Here is a 24,785-nt window from a genome sequence, read left to right on the forward strand (position 1 = left end):
GCAATCTTTTGTTACTTTGTAATATGGCCTAGATGAAACTTTGTTTTAAAATTTTTTAAAATGTTCTCTATTCACCCGATTAACGATTTTGATTGCGAATTATCGACAATTCGCTTTGCTTTATAGGGGCATAGTAAAGTAAAATTAAGAGGGCTTGCTGATACTTCATCTATGGTTGCGACAGAGAATATTTTTTAGGCGATACTAGGCATGGATTATGAAATTTAGTCATTCTAAATGAATAATCCATAACGCAGTAGCGTCAAAAAATATTCCTGTCCCTTGCTGCGCCTTGCGCTGCGAGCAAAGCAGTGCTTTGCTCTTGCTCAGGGTTGTGGCTAAAATTGCGCTAAACTTTGTTATGAAACTGGGTAAGGGAAAGCCATTACCTGCGTTTCATGCCTTGTTTAACTCAATTTTAGCCGACAACGCAATTCATTTATGAAGTATCAGCAAGCCCTTAGCATTGCATGCCGATTATTGGCGCCATTGTACGAGAATTTGAATGACCCATTATATATTCGTCACTGGTGGTGTAGTTTCATCACTGGGTAAAGGTATTTCTGCTGCCTCTGTTGCCGCACTTTTGGAAGTCCGTGGCTTAAAAGTCACCATGGTAAAGATGGATCCGTATATTAACGTCGATCCTGGTACCATGAGCCCATTCCAGCATGGTGAAGTATTTGTCACCGAAGATGGTGCAGAAACCGACCTTGATCTTGGCTATTACGAGCGTTTTTTGAAACACTCAAAAATGTCCAAGTTAAACAATTTTACCAGTGGACGGGTTTATCAGGATGTTTTAAATAAAGAACGTCGTGGTGATTATCTGGGTGGTACGGTTCAGGTGATTCCACACATTACCGATAATATCAAGGAACGGGTACTGGCTGCTGGTGCAGGTTTTGATGTGGCTATCGTGGAAATTGGTGGTACGGTGGGTGATATCGAGTCCTTACCGTTTATGGAATCGGTACGTCAATTGCTGGTGGAGCTAGGCGATAAACATGCCATGCTGATGCATTTGACGTTATTGCCTTATATCAAATCTGCTGCCGAATTAAAAACCAAACCAACCCAGCATTCGGTGAAAGAATTACTTTCTATCGGTATCCAGCCAGATATTTTGATTTGCCGTACCGAACATGATGTCGATGCCGACACCAAGCGTAAAATCGCCCTGTTTACCAATGTACAGCCGGCAGCAGTGGTGGTGTGTAAAGATGCCAAAACTATTTATGAAATCCCGCGTAATTTTTACGAACAAGATGTTGATGATTTCATCTGCGAACGCTTTGGTTATACCAATTTACCAGAAGCCGATTTAAGCGACTGGGATCAGGTTTGTGAAGCATTGTTTAATCCTGAATTTACCGTACGTGTTGCCATGGTGGGTAAATATGTGGAACTGCCAGATGCCTATAAATCCGTCAATGAAGCATTGTTACATGCCGGAATTAAAAATCGCGTTAAAGTTCAGATTGATTATGTCGATGCAGAACGTCTAGAAAGCGAAAACCAAGATGAAGTGTTAGCCACTGCTGATGCAATCTTGGTTCCTGGCGGTTTTGGAGAACGTGGCACCGAAGGAAAAATGAAAGCCATTCGCTATGCCCGTGAGAACAAGATTCCTTATTTGGGGATTTGTCTGGGGATGCAGTTGGCCGTGATTGAGTTTGCCCGTCATCAAGCCGGTTTGACCGAAGCCACTTCGACAGAGTTTAATCGCAATACCAAACAGCCGTTAATTGGCCTGATTACCGAATGGCTGGATGAACGTGGCGAATTACAACAGCGCAGCGATCAGTCAGACTTGGGTGGTACTATGCGTTTGGGTGCACAAAAATCCGAATTGGTAGAGGGTGCAAAAATCCGCGAGATTTATGGTCGAGCAGAAATTACCGAACGTCATCGTCATCGTTATGAGATGAATAACCGTTTTATTGATGAGCTTGAAAAAGCGGGTATGAAAATTTCTGGTTATTCTTCTGTACAACATTTGGTTGAAACAGTTGAAATTCCCGATCATCCGTGGTTTATTGCGGTACAGTTCCATCCGGAATTTACCAGCTCACCGCGTGATGGACATCCGTTATTTGCAAGTTTTATTGCAGCAGCGAAGCAGCAACACCAAAAGACCAATTAAAACACAGGGAATACAATGTCTAAGCTACAAGCAAAAGAAATTGTCGAATTAGGTGAAATCAAAATGGCAAACCATTTGCCATTTGTATTATTCGGCGGGATGAATGTTCTGGAATCCAAGGATTTAGCCTTCGAAATTGCCGAAACCTATATTGAGATTTGCACGCGACTGGATATTCCCTATGTATTTAAAGCCAGTTTCGATAAAGCCAATCGTTCAAGTCTACATTCTTTTCGCGGCCCCGGGCTGGAAAAGGGTGTGCAATGGTTAGCGGAAATCAAGCAAAAATATCATGTACCGATTATTACCGATGTACATGAACCGTATCAGGCTGCGCCTGTGGCAGAAGTTGCGGATATTATCCAGTTGCCCGCTTTTTTAAGTCGTCAGACCGATCTGGTTGAAGCCATGGCAAAGACAGATGCCATTATCAATATTAAAAAAGCACAATTCCTGTCGCCACGTGAAATGAGTCATATCTTGAATAAATGTCTGGAAGCAGGCAATGATAAACTCATTTTATGTGAACGCGGGTCGGCGTTTGGATATAACAATCTGGTTGTCGATATGCTTGGCTTTGATACCATGAAAGCCATGAATGTCCCTGTATTTTTTGATGTGACACACGCATTACAAACACCAGGCGGACGTGCCGACTCGGCAGGTGGCCGTCGTGCCCAGATTACCACGCTGGCACGGGCAGGTATGGCAACTGGTTTGGCTGGACTTTTTCTGGAAGCCCATCCCAACCCGGATGAAGCAAAATGTGATGGACCATGTGCTTTACGACTTTCACAATTAGAGCCGTTTTTGGCGCAATTGAAAAAGCTGGATAGTTTGGTTAAAGGTTTTGAACCATTAGATACGCACTAATTCATTATTTTAGTCGTATCTTTTTTTTATTGATTGATTTAACAACGATTGAGGAAATATAAATGAGCCAAATCGCTGACATTCGCGCACGTGAAATTTTGGACTCTCGTGGTAACCCAACCATCGAAGCAGACGTAATTTTGGAATCCGGTGTGGTCGGACGTGCATGTGCGCCAAGTGGTGCATCAACAGGTTCACGTGAAGCACTGGAATTGCGTGATGGCGATAAAGCTCGCTACCTTGGCAAAGGTGTTCGTCAGGCAGTTCAAAATGTCAATCATGACATTCACGAATTGCTGGTAGGTCAAAATGTACTGGAACAAAAAGTACTGGATGACAAAATGATTGCATTTGATGCAACCGAAAATAAATCTAAACTCGGTGCAAATGCGACATTGGCTGTGTCTTTGGCGGCTGCACGTGCGGCTGCAACCGAGCAACAATTGCCATTATTCCAATATATCGCAAATTTGCGTGGTCAAACTGCTTTAACCATGCCAGTGCCAATGATGAATATTTTAAACGGTGGCGCACATGCGGATAACACTGTCGATATTCAGGAATTTATGATCGAACCTATTGGCTTTACGTCATTTGCTGAAGCTTTACGTGCTGGTGCAGAAATTTTCCATTCTTTAAAATCTGTGCTTAAAAAGCAGGGCTTAAATACCGCAGTGGGTGATGAAGGTGGTTTCGCACCTAATTTGCGTTCCAATGAAGAAGCCATTACTGTGATTCTACAAGCCATTGAACAAACTGGATATAAAGCAGGATCAGATATTTATCTGGCATTGGACTGTGCATCTTCAGAATTTTATAAAGATGGTCAATATATTCTGGCAGGTGAAGGCAATAAAGCATTTACCAGCAATCAATTTGCCGATTATCTGGCTGGTTTGGCGAAACAGTATCCAATTATCTCGATTGAAGATGGTCTGGATGAATCCGACTGGGAGGGCTGGGCTTATTTGACCTCGATCCTTGGTGATAAAATCCAGTTAGTTGGTGATGATTTGTTCGTAACCAATCCAAAGATTTTACAACGTGGTATTGATGAAAAAGTTGCCAACTCAATTTTGATCAAATATAACCAGATTGGTACATTATCCGAAACGCTGGATGCAATTTATCTTGCCAAAGCCAATGGCTATAGCACAGTGATTTCACATCGTTCTGGTGAAACAGAAGATTCAACCATTGCCGATCTTGCAGTGGGTACAGCAGCAGGTCAAATCAAGACGGGTTCACTTTGTCGTTCGGATCGTGTCGCAAAATACAATCAATTGCTTCGTATTGAAGAGTTGATCAAGGCGCCTTACCGTGGTAAGGCAGAATTTAAGGGCTTGAACTAATTATTGGGCCTTTAAATTATTATGTTGCATACCACAACAGGTAGAATCATTATTGGACTTGCGATGCTTTTTGTCGCAGGTCTTCAATACGCCTATTGGTTTGGTGAAAGTGGCTATTATCAACATCAGAAATTAATGAATGATATCAGCTTGCAGGAAGAAGCCAATAAGGAATTAAGAGAGCGCAATCGTATTCTGGCAGCAGAAGTGTATGACCTGAAAAATGGTGCCGAAGCTGTTGAAGAATATGCTCGTCTTGATCTCGGTTTAATCAAACCACACGAAACATTTATTCAGATGAGTATGATTAGCGGTGCATATCAGCCGATTTATCTGAATGATATAAAAATTGATCCAAAAGACGAATTGACCAATGAATCCGAAGATGAAGATAGCACCCCCTAAACTCTGGGCGGTTATTCCAGCTGCTGGTTCTGGTCGTCGTTTTTCTTCCTCAGCATTAAAACAATACCAACATATTGCCGGAAAGACTGTGCTTGAACATACAGTCAACAGCTTATATCAACTACCACTCGCTGGATGTGTGATTGCCATTGATCAACATGATCAGTTTGCCAAAACAATTGATTTCTCGCAGTCGGTCCAGTTCTGTTATGGCGGTCGGGAACGTATGGATTCGGTACTGGCAGGATTACATCATCTTCGACAATATGCACATGATGATGATTATGTGCTGGTGCATGATGCCGCTAGACCTTGTTTGCATCCGGCGCAGATTGTACAAATTCTGGATTTTTGTCAGAGCGGGCAACAGGCTGCAATTGTTGCCGTACCAGTAAGAGATACCTTAAAAAAAGCCAATAATGATCAAATGATTGAAAAAACCATTGATCGCCAACAGCTATGGCAGGCGCAAACACCTCAAATTGTAAAATATTCAATCCTATTTAATGCACTGGAAAATGCCATTGCAGAAAATATTCTGGTTACCGACGAAGCAAGTGCTTTGGAACATTTGAATATTCCTGTCCATCTTATTGCTGGCAGGTCAGATAATATTAAAATTACCTATGCCGAAGATCTGGATTTGGCGAGATTAATTTTGGCATCCAGAGATTGACATTTTTTGGTTAATGCTAAGCTAAGGATGTATCTTGTTTATTATAAAATTATGTTTTCTAGAGCGTACAATTCGGCAGTGTTTTACGCTATAAATTATTAGGAATATCTTGAGTTATTTTAAATTTTAATTAATAATAATCATTATCGTTTATTGATTGAATTTTTGTATGGGTATTTCTCAACAAAAAATGATTAATGTATTGGTCATTCATCATGATGAATTGGTCAATTATATTAATGCCCGTTTTGGAAACCGAAATTTTGCAATGGAAGTGGTTCAGGAAACCTGTTTACGCTTACTAAGTAAAAACAGTGATGATTTTGATCAGGTGACTGCACCCTTACCATTACTCAAGCGTATCAGTATGCATTTGGCGATAGACTTATACCGACGTGATCAATTAATTGGACAATATTTTGATAATACAGTGGAATTGCCTGACTTGATTGAAGGCATACAACCAGAACAATTTACTTTACCTGAGCTATCTTTGGCAAAACATCAATATGGACAATTATTAATTAAAGCAATTAAAGATTTGCCAACGGTTTGTCAGGATGTATTTATTCTGACGCAACTTTATCATTTTTCTCAAAATGAAGCAGCTGAACAGCTAGGTATCACGCGTGGTATGGTGGCGAAACATTTAACACGTGCACTGCATGGCCTTATTCCTGCTCTGTTTGATGAGCAGTAGGAATTATAAATTGAAACAGAATCCAGCTAAATCACAGTCGATAAACCAGAAGAACTATAATTTACGCGATGTACAAGAGAGAATTGCACCTTTTGAAGATATGCTGTTGGCAGAATTACCCACGAAGGAAGAAATACTGGAACGAGGACGACAACGTCGTTTGAAAAAACATGTTGGCTCATCTGCCTTATTATTATGCGTGGTTTTGAGCGGTTATATATATTGGCTTAATCCAGTCTATCACACACAATATGTATCAACACGACTTGGGCAAACGCAGCAAGTTGAGTTGGCAGATGGTAGTCGTATTCAGCTCAATACCTCGACCACAATCAATGTAAATTATCGTCTCCGTTCCAAAGAAATCAGCTTACAACAGGGTGAAGCAACCTTTACTGTTAAGCATTATCCTTGGCAGTTCTTACGACCATTCGAGCGGCGTTTCGTGGTCACTTCCGGCAATATGCAGGTTGAAGATATTGGAACGGTATTTAATTTACGACAATATACTCCTCAGCATAGCGAAGTTACTGTATTACAGGGACAAGTAAGAGTATCTCTATGTGATCGTGAGGATATTCCGGCACTGGATTTATATGCACCACAAAGTGCAGAACAAATTAACCAGCAACTGACCTATCGTCTGGATACCGATATTGATGTACAAACAGCATGGCATTCCGGCAATATTCAGTTTAAGGCCATACCATTATCACAAGCGATTACTGAATTTCAGCGTTATCAGCCATTAAAAGTCAAATTCAATGATTTTGCCAGCCAGAATATTCGTATTTCAGGTCGATTTAAAGTGGATAATGCTGACCAGTTTATGCAACTTTTGCCACAGATTACCACTGTTCAGACCAATAAAGATCAGACTGGACAATGGATTGTGAAAGCAAAATAATATAGATACGGAGAAGAATCATTTTTATTTGAAAATTTTTTTTAATTGTAGGTATACATTTGCCTCTGCCCAAACGGTTATAGAGATGAAGACATTAAAAATTCATTGGTAGAGGTTTTGGTGATGGGGCAATATCCATATTTTGCAGTGAAAAAAAACGGGAAATCTGACTGGAAATTAAAAGCAGTCAGTCTAATGGTGGGGACAATGTTGTATTCGAGTGTGTTATGCGCACAGGAAACAACAGTAAACCTTAATCTGACGGCACAACCTTTGCATCAGGCGGTTGATCAACTTGCCAGACAAGGTAATATCCAGATTTTATATGCCAGTGATATGCTGGAAAATCGCAATGTTTCTGCATTATCCGGTCAATACACAGTTGAACAGGCTTTACAGCGGTTATTGCAGGATACTGATCTGAGTCTACGTAGAGAGGGGCAGACATTTTATATTGTTAAAAAGGGAAAAACACCTTTAAAGCAGGATAGGACATCAAATCAGGCCAATGAACATTCACTTTATCAAATGTCGCCAATTGTGGTACATGCTGATGAACCTATCCAGTTTGGTCAAAGTGTCTTAACTCAAAAGGCCATTGATCGTTATCAGGTCAATAATGTAGCTCAACTGTTGGATAATATGCCTAGTGTGTCATCTACAGGTTCACCCCGGCCAGGTGGGCAAACCATTAATATTTTGGGTATGCAAAGTGTTGAAGATGTACCTATTACTTTAGATGATTCTGTAAAAACATTTGATAAATATCGTCAGGGTTCAGTATTTATAGAACCAGAAATCTTAAAGCAGGTGACTGTTGATAAAGGTCCCCATAATGTAGAGGTCGGTAATGGCGGTTTTGGTGGAAAGGTGACGTTAGAGACCAAAGATGTAAAAGATTTACTATTAGACGGTAAAAATGTTGGTGCTTTTTTAAAATATTCTCGATTTAGTAATAATGATCAGAATACCTATACTGGCGCAGCGTATGCTCAAAGTGAAAATGGTTTACTTGATGGCCTTCTCTATTATACCAAGCGTGATAGTGGAGAAATAAAACGTCCGGATGGATCAAAATTTCTATATTCTGCTCAGGATCAAGATACCTATATGGCAAAATTAAATTTTTATCCTACGGATGAGCAAAAAATTTCCTTGAATTTTATGCAAAGTGGTCATAACGGTTGGGAGCCTTTTGCTGCAATGCGGGATCAAGATGCAGTACCAACAGCAGCAGATATTGAGCGCTATGGTTATGATGAAGCATGGAAACGACGCTTGGTTTATCGGGATCAGGAAGATACCAGTTATTCGGCAAGTTATGAATATGATCCTACAGAAAATCCCTATATCAATATTAAGGCTGTAGCATCTTATTCAAAGACCAAACAACATGACAAACGTTTGCCAACAGTAAATATGCTTGCTGCCAATTTAGGTAATGAAAGCTGGGTTGATTATAGTAATACGGCGTTAAAAATTACCAACCTGAGTGATTTGGTGACAAATTATGGCAAGCATAAAATTAAAGTGGGTTTTCAATACCAAAAAATGGAACAAAATTCTCTTATCCATGTGCTGAGCTATGATAATAATCCCGATTATAACTATGGTTATTTTGAGCCAAATTTTATGCCGGCAGGTGAACAAAAATTATTTGCTTTATTCCTTGAAGATCAATATCAGATCAATAAATTTACGATTACGCCATCGTTTCGATATGATCATATTACCAATCAGGGATTTGGTAATCGTGCACCTCGATATAGTCATCTTGAAGTTGGTCAGGATTATTCAAGCAAAACCTATACAGGGTGGTCTCCACGACTGGCATTAGCCTGGCAACAAGCAGAATTTATAACCTGGTTTGCGAACATCAGTAAAACCTGGCGCGCTCCACGCGTGGATGAGCAATATTATGTGGATGGCCCCACAGCCACAGTTCCTTCAACCAGCCTTTATTTATTACCAGAAAAAATGTTGGCAATTCGTTTAGGCAATGAAATGAATTTTGATGATTTATTTGCTGACAATGACCATCTGCAAATACGTTTAACTTATTATGACAACCGCGGATCTAATGAAATTTTTAGAAACCGTTCGGTTTTTTGTCAGGCACAAGCCGAGATTATTGCAGCGGGGGGAAGTGCAAATGCCAGTGTTTGCAATGGTGATTATAACCACGGTTTTTATCGAAATATTACGGATTATACGATTAAAGGATATGAGGCAGAAATGTTTTATAACCACCCGTTGTATTTTGCCGGCATCACTTATTCCTATATACGTGGTCAACGGGATAATTCACCAGTAAATCCATGGTTCAGTCAAAAAACATGGATTGAAGAAACGCCTCCACGTAAAGCAACAGCAACACTTGGGTTTAATTTGCCTCAATATAATTTTACAGCTGGATGGCGAGGTATTTTTGTCGATGCACAGGACAGAAGTATATTAAATACAGATCACTCTATTGGTGCTTCTGGGTTTTCTTTACCGCGTACCAAAGGTTATGCATTACATCATTTATTTGCGGTATGGCAACCAATATCTCAAAAACCTTTAACGATTAATTTTGGAATCGATAATGTTTTTAATCGGGATTATAAAATGTATCTTGGCGAATATATGACAGGTACTGGTCGTGACTATAAATTAAGTGTGTCTTACCAGTTTTAATCCAGATCAATCAATTTAAAAATTTAAGAGATGAATGAAATGAATACACGCTTAACAAAAGTTTTAACATCCGTGCTTTCACAACGGCTAAAAACCGAAACCAGCCATGAACATGACCGCATGGAACAGTTAATGGAAAAAGCACAAGTCTTTGCCAATCGACAGAACTATGCGCAGCATACACTGGCGCAATATTACTTCCAGCAAGATGTAGAAAACCTGTATCGACATGCCGAGGTAGAAAAAATCATACCGGATCTAGACGTGCGAGGGCGTTCACAGGCAGCTTTACAGGATTTAGAAGATTTAGGGATCGAACCGCAAAGTGAAGAGATTGCCACATTAAATGTTGGTTATCCCGAGGCCCTTGGTTGGATCTATGTTTCCGAAGGTTCAACGTTAGGCGCAGCATTTTTATTTAAGGAGGCACAAGCCAAATTAGGCTTATCAGCAGAGTTTGGTGCTCGAAATCTGGCAGCTTATCCAGAAGGCCGTATGCGAGTCTGGAAACGTTTTAAACAGGCTTTGGATGACGCTCATTTTAGTCAGGAAGATCAGGACAAGGTGATTCAAGGCGCTTTGGACGGTTTTTCCCGGTTTGGTATCTTATTGGAAAATCTGGATCAATTACGCTAGGGACGTATCACATACGTCCGATTTATTGTTTATGAAAAACGATATATTACTATTTGGGTCTAAACAATAGCCCTTTACAAAAGCAATATAACAGAGGGATATCGATGCAATATACCAAGCCAGATCATAAAATTGGAAAACAACCAAAACTGGCAAAATCAGCGATCATTCGCTGGTTATGTATCATTTTGGCTTGGTTGTGTATTGCTTTAGGGACATTGGGAATTGTGATCCCAGGATTGCCAACCATTGATTTTTATATACTGGCAGGTTTTTTTGCTGCAAAGGGTTCACAGCGTTTACATTACTGGATTTATCATAATCGTTTTATTGGGCCACTATTACAGCAATGGCATGAACATCGTAGTATTCCAAGAAAAGTAAAATATATATCCCTGATTAGTATGAGTTTTGCAGCGGCATTAATGATCTGGAAAGTGCCGCATCCATGGTTTGTGTGGATCACCATCGGCTGTATGGTGTTGGTACAGGTATGGTTGTGGACGAGATCTGAAGAAACTTTAATCGGTCTGAATCAATGAAATTGTGGCTTATTTTAAATTGCTTAACTACAAATCAGATGATGAACCCACATAAGGTCTTATGCTACAGATAAATAGATTCTAGATTGGACGATTCGGCTTCAAATCTCAAATTTTCATTTTAAATTTAATATATAATGGCTATCATTTGGTAATGATAGCCATTATTTTTGTTTTAAGAGTAGTAATGATGACAATCGAAGCAATTGCACCTGTGGGGAAACCAGTCCGGCAAAAGTCTGTAACAAAGAAAGTTGTAGATACAAAATCATTGATCAATTATCGATTGATGATTTTTTTCCGATTTATTTTAGCGATTTTTGGCGGTTATTTTTTTTCTGCCATTACTGCCATGTTGATCGGAGCTTTTTTTATCTCTGAACCAAATAAAGCCAATGCTGTGTTAATGGGCACGATGTTGGCGTTTGTTCTGCATTGTGCAGTATTTATTTGGGTGTTTATGGTGAAATCAACATTAAAAGCTTGGTTGGGTGTACTTGTGCCAACGGTTATTTTTTATGTTGTATATCTATTGATGAAAGGTGGTTAGGACATGCGTGTTGATGGTAAAAGTGAGGGAGCACGACAGTCGATGTCCTGGTTACATACATGGATCAGTCTGTTACTCGGTTGGTTACTGTATGCAATTTTTTTAACGGGCACTTTAAGTTTTTTCCAAAATGAAATAAGTGCATGGATGAAGCCGGAGTTACATCAGTCATTAAATACTTCTAGTCAGCAACAGCAATTACAGTATGCTTTACAGTATTTAAACCGTCATGGGCAGCAAGCAGAAAACTGGAATATTCGTTTTGCCAATGATCGTCAACCTACAACCATGCTGAATATACGTAAAGTTGGCGAAGGCAGACGTCGGGGCGGAGAAATATATCTGGATACCGATACCGGGCAAGAATTAAAAGCCAGAGAAACTCGAGGCGGCGGTTTTTTATATCGTTTTCATTTTGAATTGTATGGCATTGATCGGATTTGGGGGCGCTGGATCGTTGGTGTTGCCACGCTATTTATGTTTGTTGCAATTATCAGCGGTATTATTACGCATAAGAAAATTTTTAGTGATTTCTTTACTTTTCGACCCGGTAAAGGACAACGTTCTTGGTTGGATGCGCATAATGCCACCGCTGTTTTCGCTTTGCCTTTTCATATCATGATTACTTTTAGCGGTTTATTGTTGCTGATGTTTCTGTTTATGCCTTGGTCAATCAATTCAAATTATTCAGGGGGTGGGCAGGAATTTTATCAAAAACTGAATGAGCCACAACCCAAAACCCCTGAACAAGCAGCACGATTAGCGCAGCAAAAACTCAAAGACGCGCAAACACAAGGTGGACGTGGTGGTAGAGGTGGGAGGCAAGATGTGCCAGAAGCGTTGCCAGCCGCAGCTATGGTAAATATCACTGCTTTATTACAGTCTGCTCAACAGCAATGGGGTGATAATCCAATTACTTCAATTCGGGTGAACCATCCGAATACTGTCGAATCAGAAATAGAGATCATTGCCTCTAGAGCCGTGACCTTACTTGATCGTGAGAGCATCCCTTCGATTAAATTTAATGGCGTGACCGGGCAGATTATTGATGAGGCCAAGCCTGTCAATTCAACGCCTAAAGCGATTTATACACTTGTGACTTGGTTACATATGGCACATGGGGTAGATGCGACATTACGCTGGTTATTGTTCCTGTCTGGTGTACTTGGCACGATGATGGTGGCTTCTGGATTGATCTTATGGGTGGTGAAACGTGCGCCTGATGTACAGAAATTAGGTTACAAACCTTTTGGGCATCGTTTTGTTGAAGTGATGAATGTTGCAGCAATTGTAGGTTTACCCATTGCCTGTGCAGCCTATTTCTGGGCCAATCGTTTTATTCCTGCGCAAGTGGCAGAGCGTTCAGCTCAGGAAATCAGGGTATTTTTTATTGTATGGCTGATGACATTGATCTATGCCATCATTCGTCCCCATCGTCAGGCATGGCTGGAATTGCTGGCTTTTGTGGCTGCGATGTATTTCTTTACACCAATCATTAATGTTGCGACAGGTGGACGAGTGCTCTGGAGTAGCATTTATCATGGGCAATGGATGATTGCAAGTTTTGATATTATTTGTTTGATTCTCGGTGCAATTTTTGCCTATTCATACTATAAGCTGAAACGTTATAAAGGCTTGCCAATAAAAGCGAAAAAAGCAACGAAAACAGTGACAGCAGAGGAGCAAGCATAATGGGTGCATGGTTATTATGGTGTGCATCGGTTTGGGGCTTTAGCTGTCTTGCCTGTAGTATGAGTAAGCATCAGCGTGATATTTTTAGCACAAAAGTATCCACACAGAAAACCCGATTGTTTCAGGTTGTTGGTTGGGTGATTTTAATCATGACTGCACTATTGGCGATTTGCTGGAAAGGTGCTTCAGTCGGTTTTTCTGAATGGCTGGGGATAATTACCTTTGCACCTTTAGTGATAGGTCTGACTTTAACTTATTATCCTAAAAAATTACTGCAATTAAATATTGCGGTTACAGTTTTATTTGTGATTTTACTGATGATAAAACTGATTTAATTTCATATAAGTTTCAAAAAAAGCAATGCCAAAGTTAATAAAAGGCATTGCTTTTTTTATTTACAGCTTTAATTAAGAAAAATGAAAATGGGAAATAATCGCCTGTGCCGGATCCTGAATCGATTGATCTGAAATCAGCATTTCATGTAATGCAAGTAATTGTTGCTGTTGTAGCTGGCTTTGTTCGCTGTTGAGTAAATGTGTTAATTCTTTTTCTATATTTTGTGCAGTTGCATCAGATTGAATCAATTCGGTGACGATTTTTTTCTTTGCAATAATATTTGGTAATGAATAATCAGGAATTTTCACCATCCATAACATGATGCGATAGGTCAGCCAATGCAGTTTATAAATTACAACCATCGGCTTATGTAGCAGTAATGCTTCAAGGGTGGCTGTACCAGAAGCTAGAACTACAGCATCACTGGCTTGCATAACCAGACGACCAATATTTGAACTCGTATCAGTATTTTCAATCACTTGTATTTTTTCTTGTACAACGGCTGGTTGGGTTGCTAATAAGGTTTTAATTTGTTGTGAACGTTGCGCATTAATTGCTGGAATCAAAAATTTTAATTGTGGTTGAGATTGCATAATGCGTTGTACCGATTCAAGCATCACCGGCAGCAATTTCGATACTTCACCGCCACGACTACCGGGTAATAAGGCAATATAGGCTTGTGCCGAGTTTAATTGCAATTGTTGTTTGGCTTGTTGAGAATCAGGATTTAAGGGTAATTGTTTTGCCAATGGATGCCCGACAAAGACAGCAGGGACATCATATTTTTGATAGAAATCGACTTCAAAGGGGAACAGGCATAACACCAGGTCAATCGCATATTTAATATTAAAGACGCGTTTTTGTCGCCACGCCCATACCGAAGGACTAACGTATTGTACGGTTTTGATGGGTAAGTTCTTATCTTTAATGAGTTTTGCCACACGTAAATTAAAATCCGGTGCATCAATACCAATATATAAATCGACAGGGGCATTTTCCCAGTGCTGGATTAATCCGTCACGTACGGCAAACAAGTCTTTGAGGTGTTTTAATACTTCAACCAGTCCCATAACTGACAAGGTATCCATCGGGTAAAGACTCTTAAAGCCTTCGGCAATCATTTGTGGTCCGCCGATGCCTTCAAAATCAGCGTCAATTCCCTGTGCTTTAAAACTACGAATGAGTGCTGCGCCCAATGTATCTCCCGATACTTCTCCGACAACAATTGCAATTTTTAGCCGTTTTGACACCGTAAATCCTTAAAAATATCCGATTTGAAACGAATTTTAGCATGTAACAGGGTTTATTGATCATTAACAATTTGAAATAAAGTTTATATCGTTTGACTGAATTATAGGCACTTTATGTATATTTTATGTATCAATAAGCTTTAATTTTGCCAATATCATTATAAAGCTCAATTTTTATACTAGGCTAAACGCTATAAATTGAAATGTTATTCCCTAAATTAGGAGTTTAGATGTTGAATTATCATGGCATTGCCATAGCGGGTGCAATTTTTGATATGGATGGAACAATGTTTGATACCGAGCGGTTACGGTTTCAAACCTTGAAACAGGCATCTCAGGAGTTAATCGGACAAGCGTTCTCAGAGGATTATTTAATGTCCTGTCTGGGCTTGAGTGCAAAACGTGCACAGGAACTTGCCAGAGAAATATACGGTGAACAGGTCAATTATGCCGAAATCCGTCAATATGCCGATCAACTGGAACTGGCGCATGTGCGGCAATATGGCGTCCCGATAAAAACCGGACTGGTCGAAGTTCTGGAACGATTAAGAAAATCCGGTTTGCGTATGGCTGTTGCCACCTCAAGTAAACGTGTGATCGCCGAAGAATATTTGATTAATGCCAATGTCTATAAATATTTTGACGTGGTGATTTGTGGCGATGATGTGGAGCAGGGTAAACCTCATCCGGAAATTTTCCTGCTGGCTGCAAGTATGTTAAATCTGCAACCACAGCAATGTTTGATGTTTGAAGATTCGGAAAACGGTTTAAAGTCGGCGTATGCGGCACAAGGGCATACTGTTTTATTACAGGATATTAAAGTCCCAACACCTGAGATGTTAAAGCTTGCAGAATTTTTTTATGATGATATGCAGGCATTATTACAGGATCTCAATGCATATGTTGAGTCGGTCGATATGCCGCAACCGATGGATCGCTTTCCGCAAGCCTATAATCAACATATTGTCGGTATTCATGGCTTTGGTGCAATCGGCGGTGGCTATCTGGCACAAATTTTTGCACATTGGGACGGCTATACCCGACCTGCGAAAATTTTAGCGACCACCAGCAATGCGCTGTATAAAGAGTCTATTCAGGCATTTGGTAAATATTGTATTCGTTATTATCAGGAATCTTATGATGAAATCATAGACGGTATTGAGATTATTGATTCAAATCAGGAACAGGATATTGTTTCGATGTATCAGCAATCGTCAATTGTTGCCTTGTGTATGCCAGAACATGCAATTGAAACAATTAGCCCGCTGATTGCCAGAAGTTTGATTGAGCGCCACGCTGCGCATGCACAGCCATTAACACTGATGATTATTTTAAATAAAGTCGGTGCCAAACAATTTGTATTGGAACATATTGAGCATGCGTTATTGACGTTGACTGATCAGCAGACTGCACAGGAAATTCTGGCGCAGAATATTTTTGTTGATACAGTTGTCAATCGTATGGTGTCCAAGCTCAATGATAAGGCGCTGTATCGTCAATTAAGAATTAAATACAATTTATTCCAGCAATATCAACTCGATCGAAATGATGATGATCCGCTGGATATTGAAGACAGCACCTCGTTAACGGCTGAACAAGCCAAATTTATGGATACCACCATTGCTGATTTAAAACAAAACTTTCAGCCGAGTCATGTATTGCAATCCATGGATTTGATTCTTTTCCATAGTGAAAGCGATATGCCTATCTATGTTGAAAATAATAGCCCATTGTTAAATCAGCTGAGACAGGTGATTGCTGTCGATGATATTACTCAGATTCAAACTGTCAAAAATCGTCTATGGAATGGGGTACACAGCATTATCGCATGGTATGGTCTGTTACTTGGACACGACACCATTGGTGTTGCCATGGGTGATGAACGTATTCAGGCCCTTGTAGAACGCTTGCTCGATCATGAAGTCGGGCTGGGTCTAAGTTATGAATTTCCCAATATCAGCAAAATTTTACCGCAATTAAAGCATAGTTTTTTACAGTCGTGCAAAAGTGCATTTAAAGACCCTTGTATTCGGGTGGGTCGAGATCCGATCCGCAAATTACAACTGAATGATCGGGTTTTTGGTTCGATCCAAATGAATGCGCGACATGAGCTTGCTGTTGATGCCTTATTATATGGCGCAACATTGGCGGTGTTATATGCCAAATCGAATTTGTCCAAAGATGATGAAGAAATTCAGCTATTTCAGCAAGCACTGGATCAGGGACAATCGCTTTCACACGCTTTACAGCATGATCTAAGTGAATTATCAGTCGCTGAAACACAATATCAAGATTGGCTACATCAAATTGAATATCTGCTGAGCTTATATGACCAAGATGCGGAACATTTTCTGCAATCATGGCAACAATCTACTTTAGAAAATATGTAAAAAATCTGCATGGATAAGTCTACGCAAGTTTGGGCTTATTCATGTATTGCTTAAAAAAAGCACACTTAATTTTGTCGTTTATAAATCTCTTTAAATCGCATTATCAGATAAAATTATCTTAAAAATAGATATATCAATAAATTATAAGAGATCATGATAATTCGGAATCTACACATATCTTTATTTTTCATAAGTAATCCAAGTATGTGAATAACGCATTAGCATTAAAAGTTATAGTATGCGCAAAATTTTTCATAATTTGTGGAATAGCCATGCTTGATGCCATCCATTTTATTCTTGCCGGGATGTTAGTCGGTTTTTGTGTCGGCATTACCGGTGTAGGTGGTGGTTCTTTAATGACACCGATTTTGATTAGTCTGTTTAAAATTGAACCGCATATTGCGATTGGTACCGATTTGCTCTATGCCGCAATTTCCAAATTTTGTGGTTCGCTGGTTCATGCAAAAAAATTAAATATTGTCTGGCCGATTGTCTTATTTCTGGCATTGGGCAGTATTCCTGCATCCTTGATTACCACTTGGGTATTGGATCACTATTTAAGTCAGTCTGTTCATTACAAAACTGTATTGACCATGTTTCTGGGTTTTATGCTGACCATTACCGGTATTTCAATTATTTTCCGTCCACAAATTGAGAAATTCTTTAGTCGTTACCGCAGTCAAGAACAACAACTCGCAGAACATGAACGTCATGAAATTGCCAATAATAAACGTGTTTATATTGTGATTATGGGGGTTATTCTCGGGGTGTTTGTGACCTTATCTTCTGTTGGGGCAGGCGCGTTTGGGATCATGGCACTGATCATTATGTTTCCAAATTTGCCTATGATTCGTATTATTGGTTCCGATGTCGTGCATGCGGTTTTACTGACATTGGTTGCGGGGGTTGGCCATATGAGTGCAGGTAATGTTGATTTTAGTTTGTTAATGTGGTTATTGGTGGGTTCTATTCCTGCGATTGTTGTCGGTACATTAATCAGTTCAAAAATGCCTGAAAAATTGATTCGTCGTATTTTGGGCATTACCTTGTTTGCACTTGGGCTTAATTTTATGATTAATCCTGTAAAAACAAAGCCTAAAGTCGAAGTTGCAGCGGTTCAGATCACGATAGCAGAAAAAATATCAGCTTAAAAAATAGCATGACTTTTCCAGTTTTATCAATTGGCTAAGCTGATAAAAACAGCAAATTTATGCTATATTGATCACATTTATAGATGTTTATAAGTTCTTGAGACGGTAATGAGTGATTTAACTGCCCCAAAAGTGGCAAATACTGATGTAGAAGATATTAATGTTGCTAGCGTACAACCCTTGATCACGCCAGCGCAATTAAAAGCAGAATTACCTTTGAGTGAAAAAGCTCGTGTGACCGTCCTTACAGGTCGTCAAACTGTTCGTGATATTTTAGATGGCAAAGACAAGCGTTTGTTTGTGGTGATCGGGCCGTGTTCCATTCATGATCCAAAAGCTGCACACGAATATGCTGATCGTTTGGCTGCATTAAGTGAAAAAGTCAAAGATACTTTATACATCATCATGCGGGTTTATTTTGAAAAACCACGCACCACAGTGGGCTGGAAAGGATTGATTAACGATCCAGACATGAATGACTCTTTTGATATCGAAAAAGGCTTACATCTTGGGCGTAAATTATTACTGGAATTAAATGAAAAAGGTCTACCATGTGCAACTGAAGCACTTGATCCCAATTCACCGCAATACCTACAGGACTTAATTTCTTGGTCTGCTATTGGTGCACGTACCACAGAAAGCCAAACTCACCGCGAGATGTCTTCCGGTTTATCTTCCCCAGTTGGTTTTAAAAACGGGACTGATGGTGGTTTAACCGTTGCGACCAATGCGATGCAGGCAGTGAAATCCGGTCATAGTTTCTTAGGTCTAAATGACCATGGTCAGGTGTCGATCATTCGTACCAGTGGCAACCCTTATGCGCATGTGGTATTGCGCGGTGGTAATGGTAAACCCAACTATGATGCCAGCTCTGTTGCACAGGCTGAAGATGCATTGAATAAGGCCAAAGTCAGCAACAAGATCATGATTGATGCCAGTCATGCCAACTCTAATAAAGATCCATACTTGCAACCGCTGGTATTAAGAAATTTAACCGAGCAGATTGTTGATGGCAATAAAACCATTGTGGGTGTAATGGTTGAAAGTCATCTTAAAGGTGGTCGTCAGGATATTCCAAAAGATTTAAGCCAGTTAGAATATGGTCAATCTGTCACCGATGGCTGTATTGACTGGGATACCACAGAACAGGTGTTACTTGAAATGGATGCCGCTTTAAAAGACGTTTTACCTCAACGATAACTTATGGAGCGCCATCGAAAGATGGCGTTTTTTTTCTATGCAGCAACATGACACCATGCAAGAACAGCTCAACACGATTCTTGCATTTATGCCGGTACATGAGCATCTTTATACTTCCGGCCAACCGACCGCAGAACAACTGAATCTGATTAAGGAAAATGGTTTTAGTACCATCATTAATCTTGCCCTGACAGATGCTTCAAATCATTTACCATGTGAAGACCGTATTTGTCTGGAACTGGGATTGGACTATATTCAAATTCCACTGTTGTGGGATTGTCCAAATAGCAGCGCTGCTTTGCTGGCGTTGGATCTGGTTGATCATCTGGTTCGGGAGCAACAGGTCTGGTTGCACTGCGCCAAAAATTTTCGTGTCAGCAGCCTGATGTATCTATATCGTCAATATTATATGGGCATGGATATTGCCGAGGCAGATGCGTTATTACAGCAAATCTGGCAACCGAATGAAACCTGGACGGGTTTGATGCATGCGTTACAATTGCAATTGCAAGCCAGACAGTCCACCAAGGAAATTGAGCAACTTAGTTAAATTAGACTTAAGGAAGACGATAATGTCCGGTAATGTTATAGCTGTATAAGATATTGTCTTCCTGCGTACCACGTCCGATATTATGAATAATCAGCGGTGTATTTTTGATCAGGCTTTTACGGTCTGAAACAATGCCGATATGCACCAGACCTTTGCCTAAATCCCAAGTGACAATATCACCTGCCTGAAATTGGGCATGCTTGATTTGATAGCCTTGCCGTTTGAAATATGTTGCAATATTGGGCACTCGTCGATGATCAATATTACGATCTGTGGATTTTAGTCCCCATTTTTGCGGATAAGCCTTAAAATTTTTCGCCATATCCTCATGGATTAATTGCTGTAAATCAATATCTTGTTGACGTAAGGCACGGATGATGACATCTGTACACACGCCTTTAATCATTGGGACATCACCCATTGGATAGGTCAGTTTGCTATAAGCAGGATCATAATAGAGGGTTTTGCCAATTTGTGATCGTGCATCCACCACAAGTTTCTGTGCAGATATTGCCCAAGCCTGACTCAATGAAAAAGCCAGAACAATCATGACCATTTTTAAGCATTTAATCGGAAAGGGCTTTATCCTATATAATTGTTTTAAATTTTTTGTAATAAAACCACCGCAGAAGCAAAAATCCCTTCCTGACGACCAGTAAAGCCTAGCTTTTCAGTGGTGGTGGCTTTTACACTAATTTGTGATAATTCTACATTTAAATCTTCGGCGATATTCTGGCGCATGGCAAGATTATGCGGTGCCAGTTTTGGACGTTCACAGGCAGCAGTAATATCGGCATTTAATAATTGATAACCTTGATTCAATATTAATTGATAAACATGCCTTAAAAGTACACGGCTATCAGCACCTTTGAACTCCGGATCGGTATCCGGGAAATGTTGTCCGATATCTCCAAGTGCCAATGCCCCTAATAGCGCATCTGCTAACGCATGCAAGATGACATCACCATCGGAATGCGCCTTTAAACCCTGTGTATGTGGAATTTTTACACCTGCGAGTGTCACAAAACTGCCTGTTTCAAACGCATGTACATCCAAACCTTGTCCTATTCGTAGCATTTTTAAACTTATCCCACCGCTTATTTCATATGAATGACTTGTATAAATATAAATGAAACACGTATAGTAAGCATATCTTACTTTATGGCTTAGTCATATTCTTAGTCACTATTTTTATGAACAGTTTTATGAACAGTCATTTACTTGTTAGTCGTTTTTTTTCGATGGTCTGTCTGGCTTTGCTTCAGCAACATGTATTTGCTGGAATGCCTGATTGTGAGAAAAAATTGTCCGGTGCCTTTGATCAGAAGGTTTGTAGTCATCAGGAGTTAAAAGATTTAAATCAACAAATCAGGGAAAAATATCTGAATGCTCAGTTGATGTCTAATGCGCCATTAAAATTATTAGAAACATCGAATCGTGCCTGGGAAAAATATGTTAAATCCTGCAAGTCGGTACAATGTGTTCATCGGGAATTTGAGCGGCGAATTGATGACCTAACTTTTTTTATCACGATCAACCAGAGCCTGACCCAGCATTATATTCGCTATAAAAGTGCGACCATCGATTCCCAGATGACGCATATCCAATTGCAGCAATTGGATAAAAACAGAATTAAAATTGAAGGCATACAATATCGCAGCCCCAATAATAGCGAAGTCACACGTATTGCCTATTTACGTTCCTATACCTCGCCGGATCATTTGACTGATATTACCGATCTGGAAAATAAATGTATTTATAGTTTAAATCGCACAGATCATACTTTGGAATTTCAATCCGAAGATCCGAAATGTCAAAGATTTGTTGGCTTATATAAACTTTATGATTGAGCCTATCTAAAACTATAGTGCTTTGTTGGCGTTAACACAGTATTCAGTTTCTGATCCCATTTTTGTTGCGTTAAGATCATTTTACTTTTTTGAAAATCATGCGCCAGACCAAGTCGATAAGGTAAATGTGGATGCATGGCCAGCGTGCGATCATAGAATCCGCCACCCATTCCTATACGTTGTCCCAGTTGATCGAACACCACCAAAGGCATAATGAGCAGATCAAGATGTGAGATGTTTAAAGCACGGTGTTGTACTGCTTGTTTCATACCGAGTTGATGTCGTGTAAAGCGTTGATTTCGCATCTGCTGAATAGAAATTTCTTGCCATAGCAAGTGTTGATTCATTGGACAAATCACCGGCAGATAGACTTTTTTATGCTGTTTTAATAATGCAAAAATCAATGTACGTGTTGGAACTTCGCCAAATGCATCGAGATAAATGCCGATATGTCGTGCAGACCTAATTTTAGGATGACGGCTTGCCTGAAATAATATCTTTTGTGCAGCCTGTGCCAAAGCATAACGGGATAATGCACGGCGTTGTTTGCGAATATCTTTGCGTAAAGTGTTCATGCTTGTCACTATAATGAGATACTGACAGAAGTATAAAAATATAAGCCGCTTGATGATAGTGCCATACAAATATCTAACGTATTTTTAGAATTGATTTATACTACTTCGAAGCCTCATATGACGCATTATTATGTCCAATCTAGAAATTTTTGCTGTTGTGATCAGTATTATTGGCGTTGCATTGACCATTAAACGAAATATGTTGTGCTGGTTTTTTAATTTCGTTGCCTTCGTTTTATATGCTTATTTGTTTTATACCTTTAAGCTATACGGCGAAACGATTTTGCAGTTTTTCTTTATACTGGTTAATTTTTATGGATTTTATAACTGGCTCAAGGGCAAACAACAAGATCATGAGATTCGGATTGAACCGATTACAAAATCGGTTGTCATGCTGCAAATGTTACTCGCTGCCTTTGCAGGTTTATTATTTGGCCTGATTCTAAAACACTTTACTGATGCTGCGGTACCGATGCTTGATTCACAGCTGGCAGCATTTAGTTTATTGGCAACCTACTGGACCAGTCGCAAACATATTGCGACTTGGATTCTTTGGGTGTTTGTCGATATTGTTTATGTCGGTATGTTTCTGTATAAGGATTTATGGTTGACCGCAGCTTTATATGCAGCTTTTGTGGTTATGGCCGCATTTGGCTGGTGGCAATGGCTACAGGTTAAGCAAAAACACGATCTTGCCAAACCATAACATGCACGGGATTCGTATTAAAAGAATAGCTGTTATTTAAGTATTGGTTTTTCAGCTAGCTATGATAATGTTGCGATAAGTGATCATATTGATCAAATCGGAATTGTATAGGGAAGTGCATGCATCAACATTTTCTCCATCAAAAGAATTCACATCAGCGTTATGTGATTGCCAAATTAAAACGAGATTTGCAATATGCAGACAATTATCAACAATGGAAAAGCATTGCTTTGGCACTGGATCAGGCATCCGGTCTGGAAGCATGGAAATATGAAAATGCCTCGCCATATTATGGTTACGAATTTATTGCACAGCGCCTGACCCGAATTAAACGGCTAAAGAATCAGGATCAGCAACTTGATCTGGCACAATATTTAAGAGAAGGCTTAAATTTTGATATTGCCAATATTTCCCATCCCTTACTCTATACCCAAACCTTTTTTGGCACCAAAAGATTGATTGAAGACTATATTGAGCATGTTTGTGAAGCATTTGCTTATATTGTTTGTGACGCATTTACTGCATTGAGTCTGACTGAAAAAATTAAGTATTTTGAAGGCGCATTACAGGCTTATGGTCAGCCTGCATTAATGTTTTCAGGTGGGGCGACATTAGGATTATTTCATAGTGGCGTATGTAAAGCTTTATATGAGCAGGATTTATTGCCAAAAGTATTTTCCGGATCAAGTGCCGGTGCATTGATGGCGGGCATGATGGCGACCCGAACTGATACAGAATTAATGGAATTGATTCATGGTGATGGTTTTTATGAAAATGCCTTTAAATTCCGCAATATTTTTAAAATTATTGGTGATCGCAGCGGGATTGCCGACATACAGGCATTAAAAAATTTTTTGCGGGTAAATTTAGGTGAATATACCTTTAGTGAAGCTTTCTCAAAATCCGGACGACATGCTTCAATTGTGGTTGCACCTTATATTGCAACGCATCATCCAAGAATCATGAATGAAGTCACCTCTCCAGATTTATTGATCTGGAGTGCGACCTTGGCCTCATGTGCTGTACCTTTATTATTTCCACCTGTGAAATTAACCACCAAACGACCAGATGGTATTTATATGCCCTATATGGCAAATACCCGCTGGGTAGATGGCAGTGTACGTAGCGATTTCCCACAAGAAAAAATGGCAAGACTCTATAACATTAATTATTCAATTGCTTGTCAGGTCAATCCGCATGTGGTGCCTTTTATGCAAAGTGATATTGAGCGTTATCGTAAAGATTTATTGAGCTGGCCCACCCGTTTTATACGCCATCAGGCAAAAAGTCTTGCACTGGAAGCGATGGATTTTACCCGAACGCATTTGGAACGTATACCAATCATTCAGCGTTTAGTTGATCATGGTTTTGGTATTGTCGGACAGCGTTATTATGGTGATATTAATATTGTGGGGCAGTATAGTTTGCGACATTATGGTTATATGCTGCAAAATCCTACGCCTGCCTTATTTAAAAAATTACAGCGAGAAGGAGAACGTGCCACTTGGCCGAAAATTTCCAGTATCGAAGCACATGCCCGAGTTGGTAAGACACTGGAACATTGTTTGACAGTATTACGTCAACAACAAACATCACTCTGTCAGACAGGTTAGACTGAT

24 protein-coding genes are annotated in these 24,785 nt (G+C 39.7%); 20 read left to right on the plus strand and 4 right to left on the minus strand.

Annotation, left to right across the window (positions count from 1 at the left end; genetic code table 11):
- Window positions 1-505: 505 nt before the first annotated feature.
- The 13 genes from CRO21_RS05425 (at window position 506) to CRO21_RS05485 (ending at window position 13,493) form a co-directional block, all read left to right on the plus strand.
- Window positions 506-2,146, plus strand: a complete 1,641-nt coding sequence (locus CRO21_RS05425; protein ID WP_097078316.1) for a CTP synthase — start codon at window positions 506-508, stop codon at window positions 2,144-2,146.
- A gap of 15 nt (window positions 2,147-2,161) precedes the next feature.
- On the plus strand, window positions 2,162-3,019 hold the full coding sequence (kdsA, locus tag CRO21_RS05430) for a 3-deoxy-8-phosphooctulonate synthase (protein ID WP_097078317.1): 858 nt from the start codon (window positions 2,162-2,164) through the stop codon (window positions 3,017-3,019).
- A 62-nt stretch (window positions 3,020-3,081) separates the two neighbouring features.
- Complete coding sequence (gene eno / locus CRO21_RS05435; protein WP_097078318.1) at window positions 3,082-4,371, plus strand: phosphopyruvate hydratase; 1,290 nt, start codon at window positions 3,082-3,084, stop codon at window positions 4,369-4,371.
- A gap of 63 nt (window positions 4,372-4,434) precedes the next feature.
- Window positions 4,435-4,776, plus strand: coding sequence for a septum formation initiator family protein (locus CRO21_RS05440; protein WP_378234960.1), 342 nt, complete (start codon window positions 4,435-4,437; stop codon window positions 4,774-4,776).
- Entirely contained in the window at window positions 4,757-5,452 is a 696-nt protein-coding gene (gene ispD / locus CRO21_RS05445) for a 2-C-methyl-D-erythritol 4-phosphate cytidylyltransferase (RefSeq protein WP_097078320.1), read from the plus strand. Before CRO21_RS05440 ends, ispD begins: the two co-directional genes overlap by 20 nt.
- Window positions 5,453-5,621: 169 nt before the next feature.
- Window positions 5,622-6,152, plus strand: coding sequence for an RNA polymerase sigma factor (locus tag CRO21_RS05450; protein WP_097078321.1), 531 nt, complete (start codon window positions 5,622-5,624; stop codon window positions 6,150-6,152).
- Window positions 6,153-6,162: 10 nt separating this feature from the next.
- Complete coding sequence (locus CRO21_RS05455) at window positions 6,163-7,059, plus strand: FecR family protein (RefSeq protein ID WP_171293991.1); 897 nt, start codon at window positions 6,163-6,165, stop codon at window positions 7,057-7,059.
- 123 nt (window positions 7,060-7,182) lie between these two features.
- A complete protein-coding gene (locus CRO21_RS05460) occupies window positions 7,183-9,738 on the plus strand; it encodes a TonB-dependent receptor (protein ID WP_228150368.1) in 2,556 nt (851 codons plus the stop codon).
- A gap of 39 nt (window positions 9,739-9,777) precedes the next feature.
- Complete coding sequence (locus CRO21_RS05465) at window positions 9,778-10,374, plus strand: biliverdin-producing heme oxygenase (RefSeq protein WP_097078323.1); 597 nt, start codon at window positions 9,778-9,780, stop codon at window positions 10,372-10,374.
- A 104-nt stretch (window positions 10,375-10,478) separates the two neighbouring features.
- Complete coding sequence (locus tag CRO21_RS05470) at window positions 10,479-10,916, plus strand: YbaN family protein (protein WP_097078324.1); 438 nt, start codon at window positions 10,479-10,481, stop codon at window positions 10,914-10,916.
- Between the two features lie 190 nt (window positions 10,917-11,106).
- Window positions 11,107-11,466 carry a DUF3649 domain-containing protein gene (locus CRO21_RS05475; RefSeq protein WP_097078325.1) on the plus strand — a complete coding sequence of 120 codons (360 nt, stop codon included), beginning with the start codon at window positions 11,107-11,109 and terminating at the stop codon, window positions 11,464-11,466.
- A gap of 3 nt (window positions 11,467-11,469) precedes the next feature.
- Window positions 11,470-13,158, plus strand: a complete 1,689-nt coding sequence (locus CRO21_RS05480; protein WP_097078326.1) for a PepSY-associated TM helix domain-containing protein — start codon at window positions 11,470-11,472, stop codon at window positions 13,156-13,158.
- Complete coding sequence (locus tag CRO21_RS05485) at window positions 13,158-13,493, plus strand: DUF3325 domain-containing protein (RefSeq protein WP_097078327.1); 336 nt, start codon at window positions 13,158-13,160, stop codon at window positions 13,491-13,493. Before CRO21_RS05480 ends, CRO21_RS05485 begins: the two co-directional genes overlap by 1 nt.
- A gap of 72 nt (window positions 13,494-13,565) precedes the next feature.
- Here CRO21_RS05485 and lpxB read toward each other — a convergent pair whose 3' ends face one another.
- Window positions 13,566-14,744: a lipid-A-disaccharide synthase gene (lpxB, locus tag CRO21_RS05490; RefSeq protein ID WP_097078328.1), complete on the minus strand. Its 1,179-nt coding sequence runs from the start codon at window positions 14,742-14,744 to the stop codon at window positions 13,566-13,568.
- Window positions 14,745-14,974: 230 nt separating this feature from the next.
- Between lpxB and mtlD the strand changes: the two genes are divergently transcribed.
- The 4 genes from mtlD to CRO21_RS05510 all read left to right on the plus strand — a co-directional run bounded on the left by mtlD (window position 14,975) and on the right by CRO21_RS05510 (window position 20,035).
- Window positions 14,975-17,134: a bifunctional mannitol-1-phosphate dehydrogenase/phosphatase gene (gene mtlD, locus CRO21_RS05495; RefSeq protein ID WP_097078329.1), complete on the plus strand. Its 2,160-nt coding sequence runs from the start codon at window positions 14,975-14,977 to the stop codon at window positions 17,132-17,134.
- A gap of 272 nt (window positions 17,135-17,406) precedes the next feature.
- Entirely contained in the window at window positions 17,407-18,285 is an 879-nt protein-coding gene (locus CRO21_RS05500) for a sulfite exporter TauE/SafE family protein (RefSeq protein ID WP_097078330.1), read from the plus strand.
- Between the two features lie 108 nt (window positions 18,286-18,393).
- Window positions 18,394-19,485 carry a 3-deoxy-7-phosphoheptulonate synthase gene (locus CRO21_RS05505; protein ID WP_097078331.1) on the plus strand — a complete coding sequence of 364 codons (1,092 nt, stop codon included), beginning with the start codon at window positions 18,394-18,396 and terminating at the stop codon, window positions 19,483-19,485.
- 37 nt (window positions 19,486-19,522) lie between these two features.
- Window positions 19,523-20,035 (plus strand): protein tyrosine phosphatase family protein, encoded by a 513-nt coding sequence (locus tag CRO21_RS05510; RefSeq protein WP_097078332.1) that lies wholly within the window; start codon window positions 19,523-19,525, stop codon window positions 20,033-20,035.
- Between the two features lie 7 nt (window positions 20,036-20,042).
- Here CRO21_RS05510 and CRO21_RS05515 read toward each other — a convergent pair whose 3' ends face one another.
- Both CRO21_RS05515 and ispF read right to left on the minus strand, forming a co-directional pair.
- Window positions 20,043-20,585: a DUF1287 domain-containing protein gene (locus tag CRO21_RS05515; RefSeq protein WP_378234963.1), complete on the minus strand. Its 543-nt coding sequence runs from the start codon at window positions 20,583-20,585 to the stop codon at window positions 20,043-20,045.
- 50 nt (window positions 20,586-20,635) lie between these two features.
- Window positions 20,636-21,112: a 2-C-methyl-D-erythritol 2,4-cyclodiphosphate synthase gene (ispF, locus tag CRO21_RS05520; protein ID WP_097078334.1), complete on the minus strand. Its 477-nt coding sequence runs from the start codon at window positions 21,110-21,112 to the stop codon at window positions 20,636-20,638.
- A gap of 128 nt (window positions 21,113-21,240) precedes the next feature.
- On the opposite strand from ispF, the gene CRO21_RS05525 reads away from it, so the two are divergent.
- Window positions 21,241-21,885 carry an A1S_1983 family putative colistin resistance protein gene (locus CRO21_RS05525; RefSeq protein ID WP_097078335.1) on the plus strand — a complete coding sequence of 215 codons (645 nt, stop codon included), beginning with the start codon at window positions 21,241-21,243 and terminating at the stop codon, window positions 21,883-21,885.
- Between the two features lie 2 nt (window positions 21,886-21,887).
- On the opposite strand, the gene CRO21_RS05530 is transcribed toward CRO21_RS05525, so the two are convergent.
- The gene (locus CRO21_RS05530; protein WP_378234957.1) at window positions 21,888-22,460 is read right to left on the minus strand and encodes a 5-formyltetrahydrofolate cyclo-ligase; all 573 of its coding nucleotides are present in this window, start codon (window positions 22,458-22,460) and stop codon (window positions 21,888-21,890) included.
- Window positions 22,461-22,590: 130 nt separating this feature from the next.
- Between CRO21_RS05530 and pnuC the strand changes: the two genes are divergently transcribed.
- Together pnuC and CRO21_RS05540 are read left to right on the plus strand one after the other, a co-directional pair.
- Complete coding sequence (pnuC, locus tag CRO21_RS05535; RefSeq protein WP_097078336.1) at window positions 22,591-23,166, plus strand: nicotinamide riboside transporter PnuC; 576 nt, start codon at window positions 22,591-22,593, stop codon at window positions 23,164-23,166.
- Window positions 23,167-23,285: 119 nt separating this feature from the next.
- On the plus strand, window positions 23,286-24,779 hold the full coding sequence (locus CRO21_RS05540; protein ID WP_097078337.1) for a DUF3336 domain-containing protein: 1,494 nt from the start codon (window positions 23,286-23,288) through the stop codon (window positions 24,777-24,779).
- The last annotated feature ends 6 nt before the right edge of the window (window positions 24,780-24,785 follow it).

This window comes from Acinetobacter puyangensis (assembly GCF_900096995.1).
In the GTDB taxonomy this organism is placed as follows: Bacteria; Pseudomonadota; Gammaproteobacteria; order Pseudomonadales; family Moraxellaceae; genus Acinetobacter; species Acinetobacter puyangensis.

Bases quoted from the DNA above. Each gene is read 5' to 3' on its own strand.
- CRO21_RS05425 (WP_097078316.1), top strand. From the start codon at position 506: ATGACCCATTATATATTCGTCACTGGTGGTGTAGTTTCATCACTGGGT.
- kdsA (WP_097078317.1), top strand. From the start codon at position 2,162: ATGTCTAAGCTACAAGCAAAAGAAATTGTCGAATTAGGTGAAATCAAA.
- eno (WP_097078318.1), top strand. From the start codon at position 3,082: ATGAGCCAAATCGCTGACATTCGCGCACGTGAAATTTTGGACTCTCGT.
- CRO21_RS05440 (WP_378234960.1), top strand. From the start codon at position 4,435: ATGCTTTTTGTCGCAGGTCTTCAATACGCCTATTGGTTTGGTGAAAGT.
- ispD (WP_097078320.1), top strand. From the start codon at position 4,757: ATGAAGATAGCACCCCCTAAACTCTGGGCGGTTATTCCAGCTGCTGGT.
- CRO21_RS05450 (WP_097078321.1), top strand. From the start codon at position 5,622: ATGGGTATTTCTCAACAAAAAATGATTAATGTATTGGTCATTCATCAT.
- CRO21_RS05460 (WP_228150368.1), top strand. From the start codon at position 7,183: ATGGGGCAATATCCATATTTTGCAGTGAAAAAAAACGGGAAATCTGAC.
- CRO21_RS05465 (WP_097078323.1), top strand. From the start codon at position 9,778: ATGAATACACGCTTAACAAAAGTTTTAACATCCGTGCTTTCACAACGG.
- CRO21_RS05470 (WP_097078324.1), top strand. From the start codon at position 10,479: ATGCAATATACCAAGCCAGATCATAAAATTGGAAAACAACCAAAACTG.
- CRO21_RS05475 (WP_097078325.1), top strand. From the start codon at position 11,107: ATGACAATCGAAGCAATTGCACCTGTGGGGAAACCAGTCCGGCAAAAG.
- CRO21_RS05480 (WP_097078326.1), top strand. From the start codon at position 11,470: ATGCGTGTTGATGGTAAAAGTGAGGGAGCACGACAGTCGATGTCCTGG.
- CRO21_RS05485 (WP_097078327.1), top strand. From the start codon at position 13,158: ATGGGTGCATGGTTATTATGGTGTGCATCGGTTTGGGGCTTTAGCTGT.
- mtlD (WP_097078329.1), top strand. From the start codon at position 14,975: ATGTTGAATTATCATGGCATTGCCATAGCGGGTGCAATTTTTGATATG.
- CRO21_RS05500 (WP_097078330.1), top strand. From the start codon at position 17,407: ATGCTTGATGCCATCCATTTTATTCTTGCCGGGATGTTAGTCGGTTTT.
- CRO21_RS05505 (WP_097078331.1), top strand. From the start codon at position 18,394: ATGAGTGATTTAACTGCCCCAAAAGTGGCAAATACTGATGTAGAAGAT.
- CRO21_RS05510 (WP_097078332.1), top strand. From the start codon at position 19,523: ATGCAGCAACATGACACCATGCAAGAACAGCTCAACACGATTCTTGCA.
- CRO21_RS05515 (WP_378234963.1), bottom strand. From the start codon at position 20,585: ATGATTGTTCTGGCTTTTTCATTGAGTCAGGCTTGGGCAATATCTGCA.
- ispF (WP_097078334.1), bottom strand. From the start codon at position 21,112: ATGCTACGAATAGGACAAGGTTTGGATGTACATGCGTTTGAAACAGGC.
- CRO21_RS05525 (WP_097078335.1), top strand. From the start codon at position 21,241: ATGAACAGTCATTTACTTGTTAGTCGTTTTTTTTCGATGGTCTGTCTG.
- CRO21_RS05530 (WP_378234957.1), bottom strand. From the start codon at position 22,460: ATGAACACTTTACGCAAAGATATTCGCAAACAACGCCGTGCATTATCC.
- pnuC (WP_097078336.1), top strand. From the start codon at position 22,591: ATGTCCAATCTAGAAATTTTTGCTGTTGTGATCAGTATTATTGGCGTT.
- CRO21_RS05540 (WP_097078337.1), top strand. From the start codon at position 23,286: ATGCATCAACATTTTCTCCATCAAAAGAATTCACATCAGCGTTATGTG.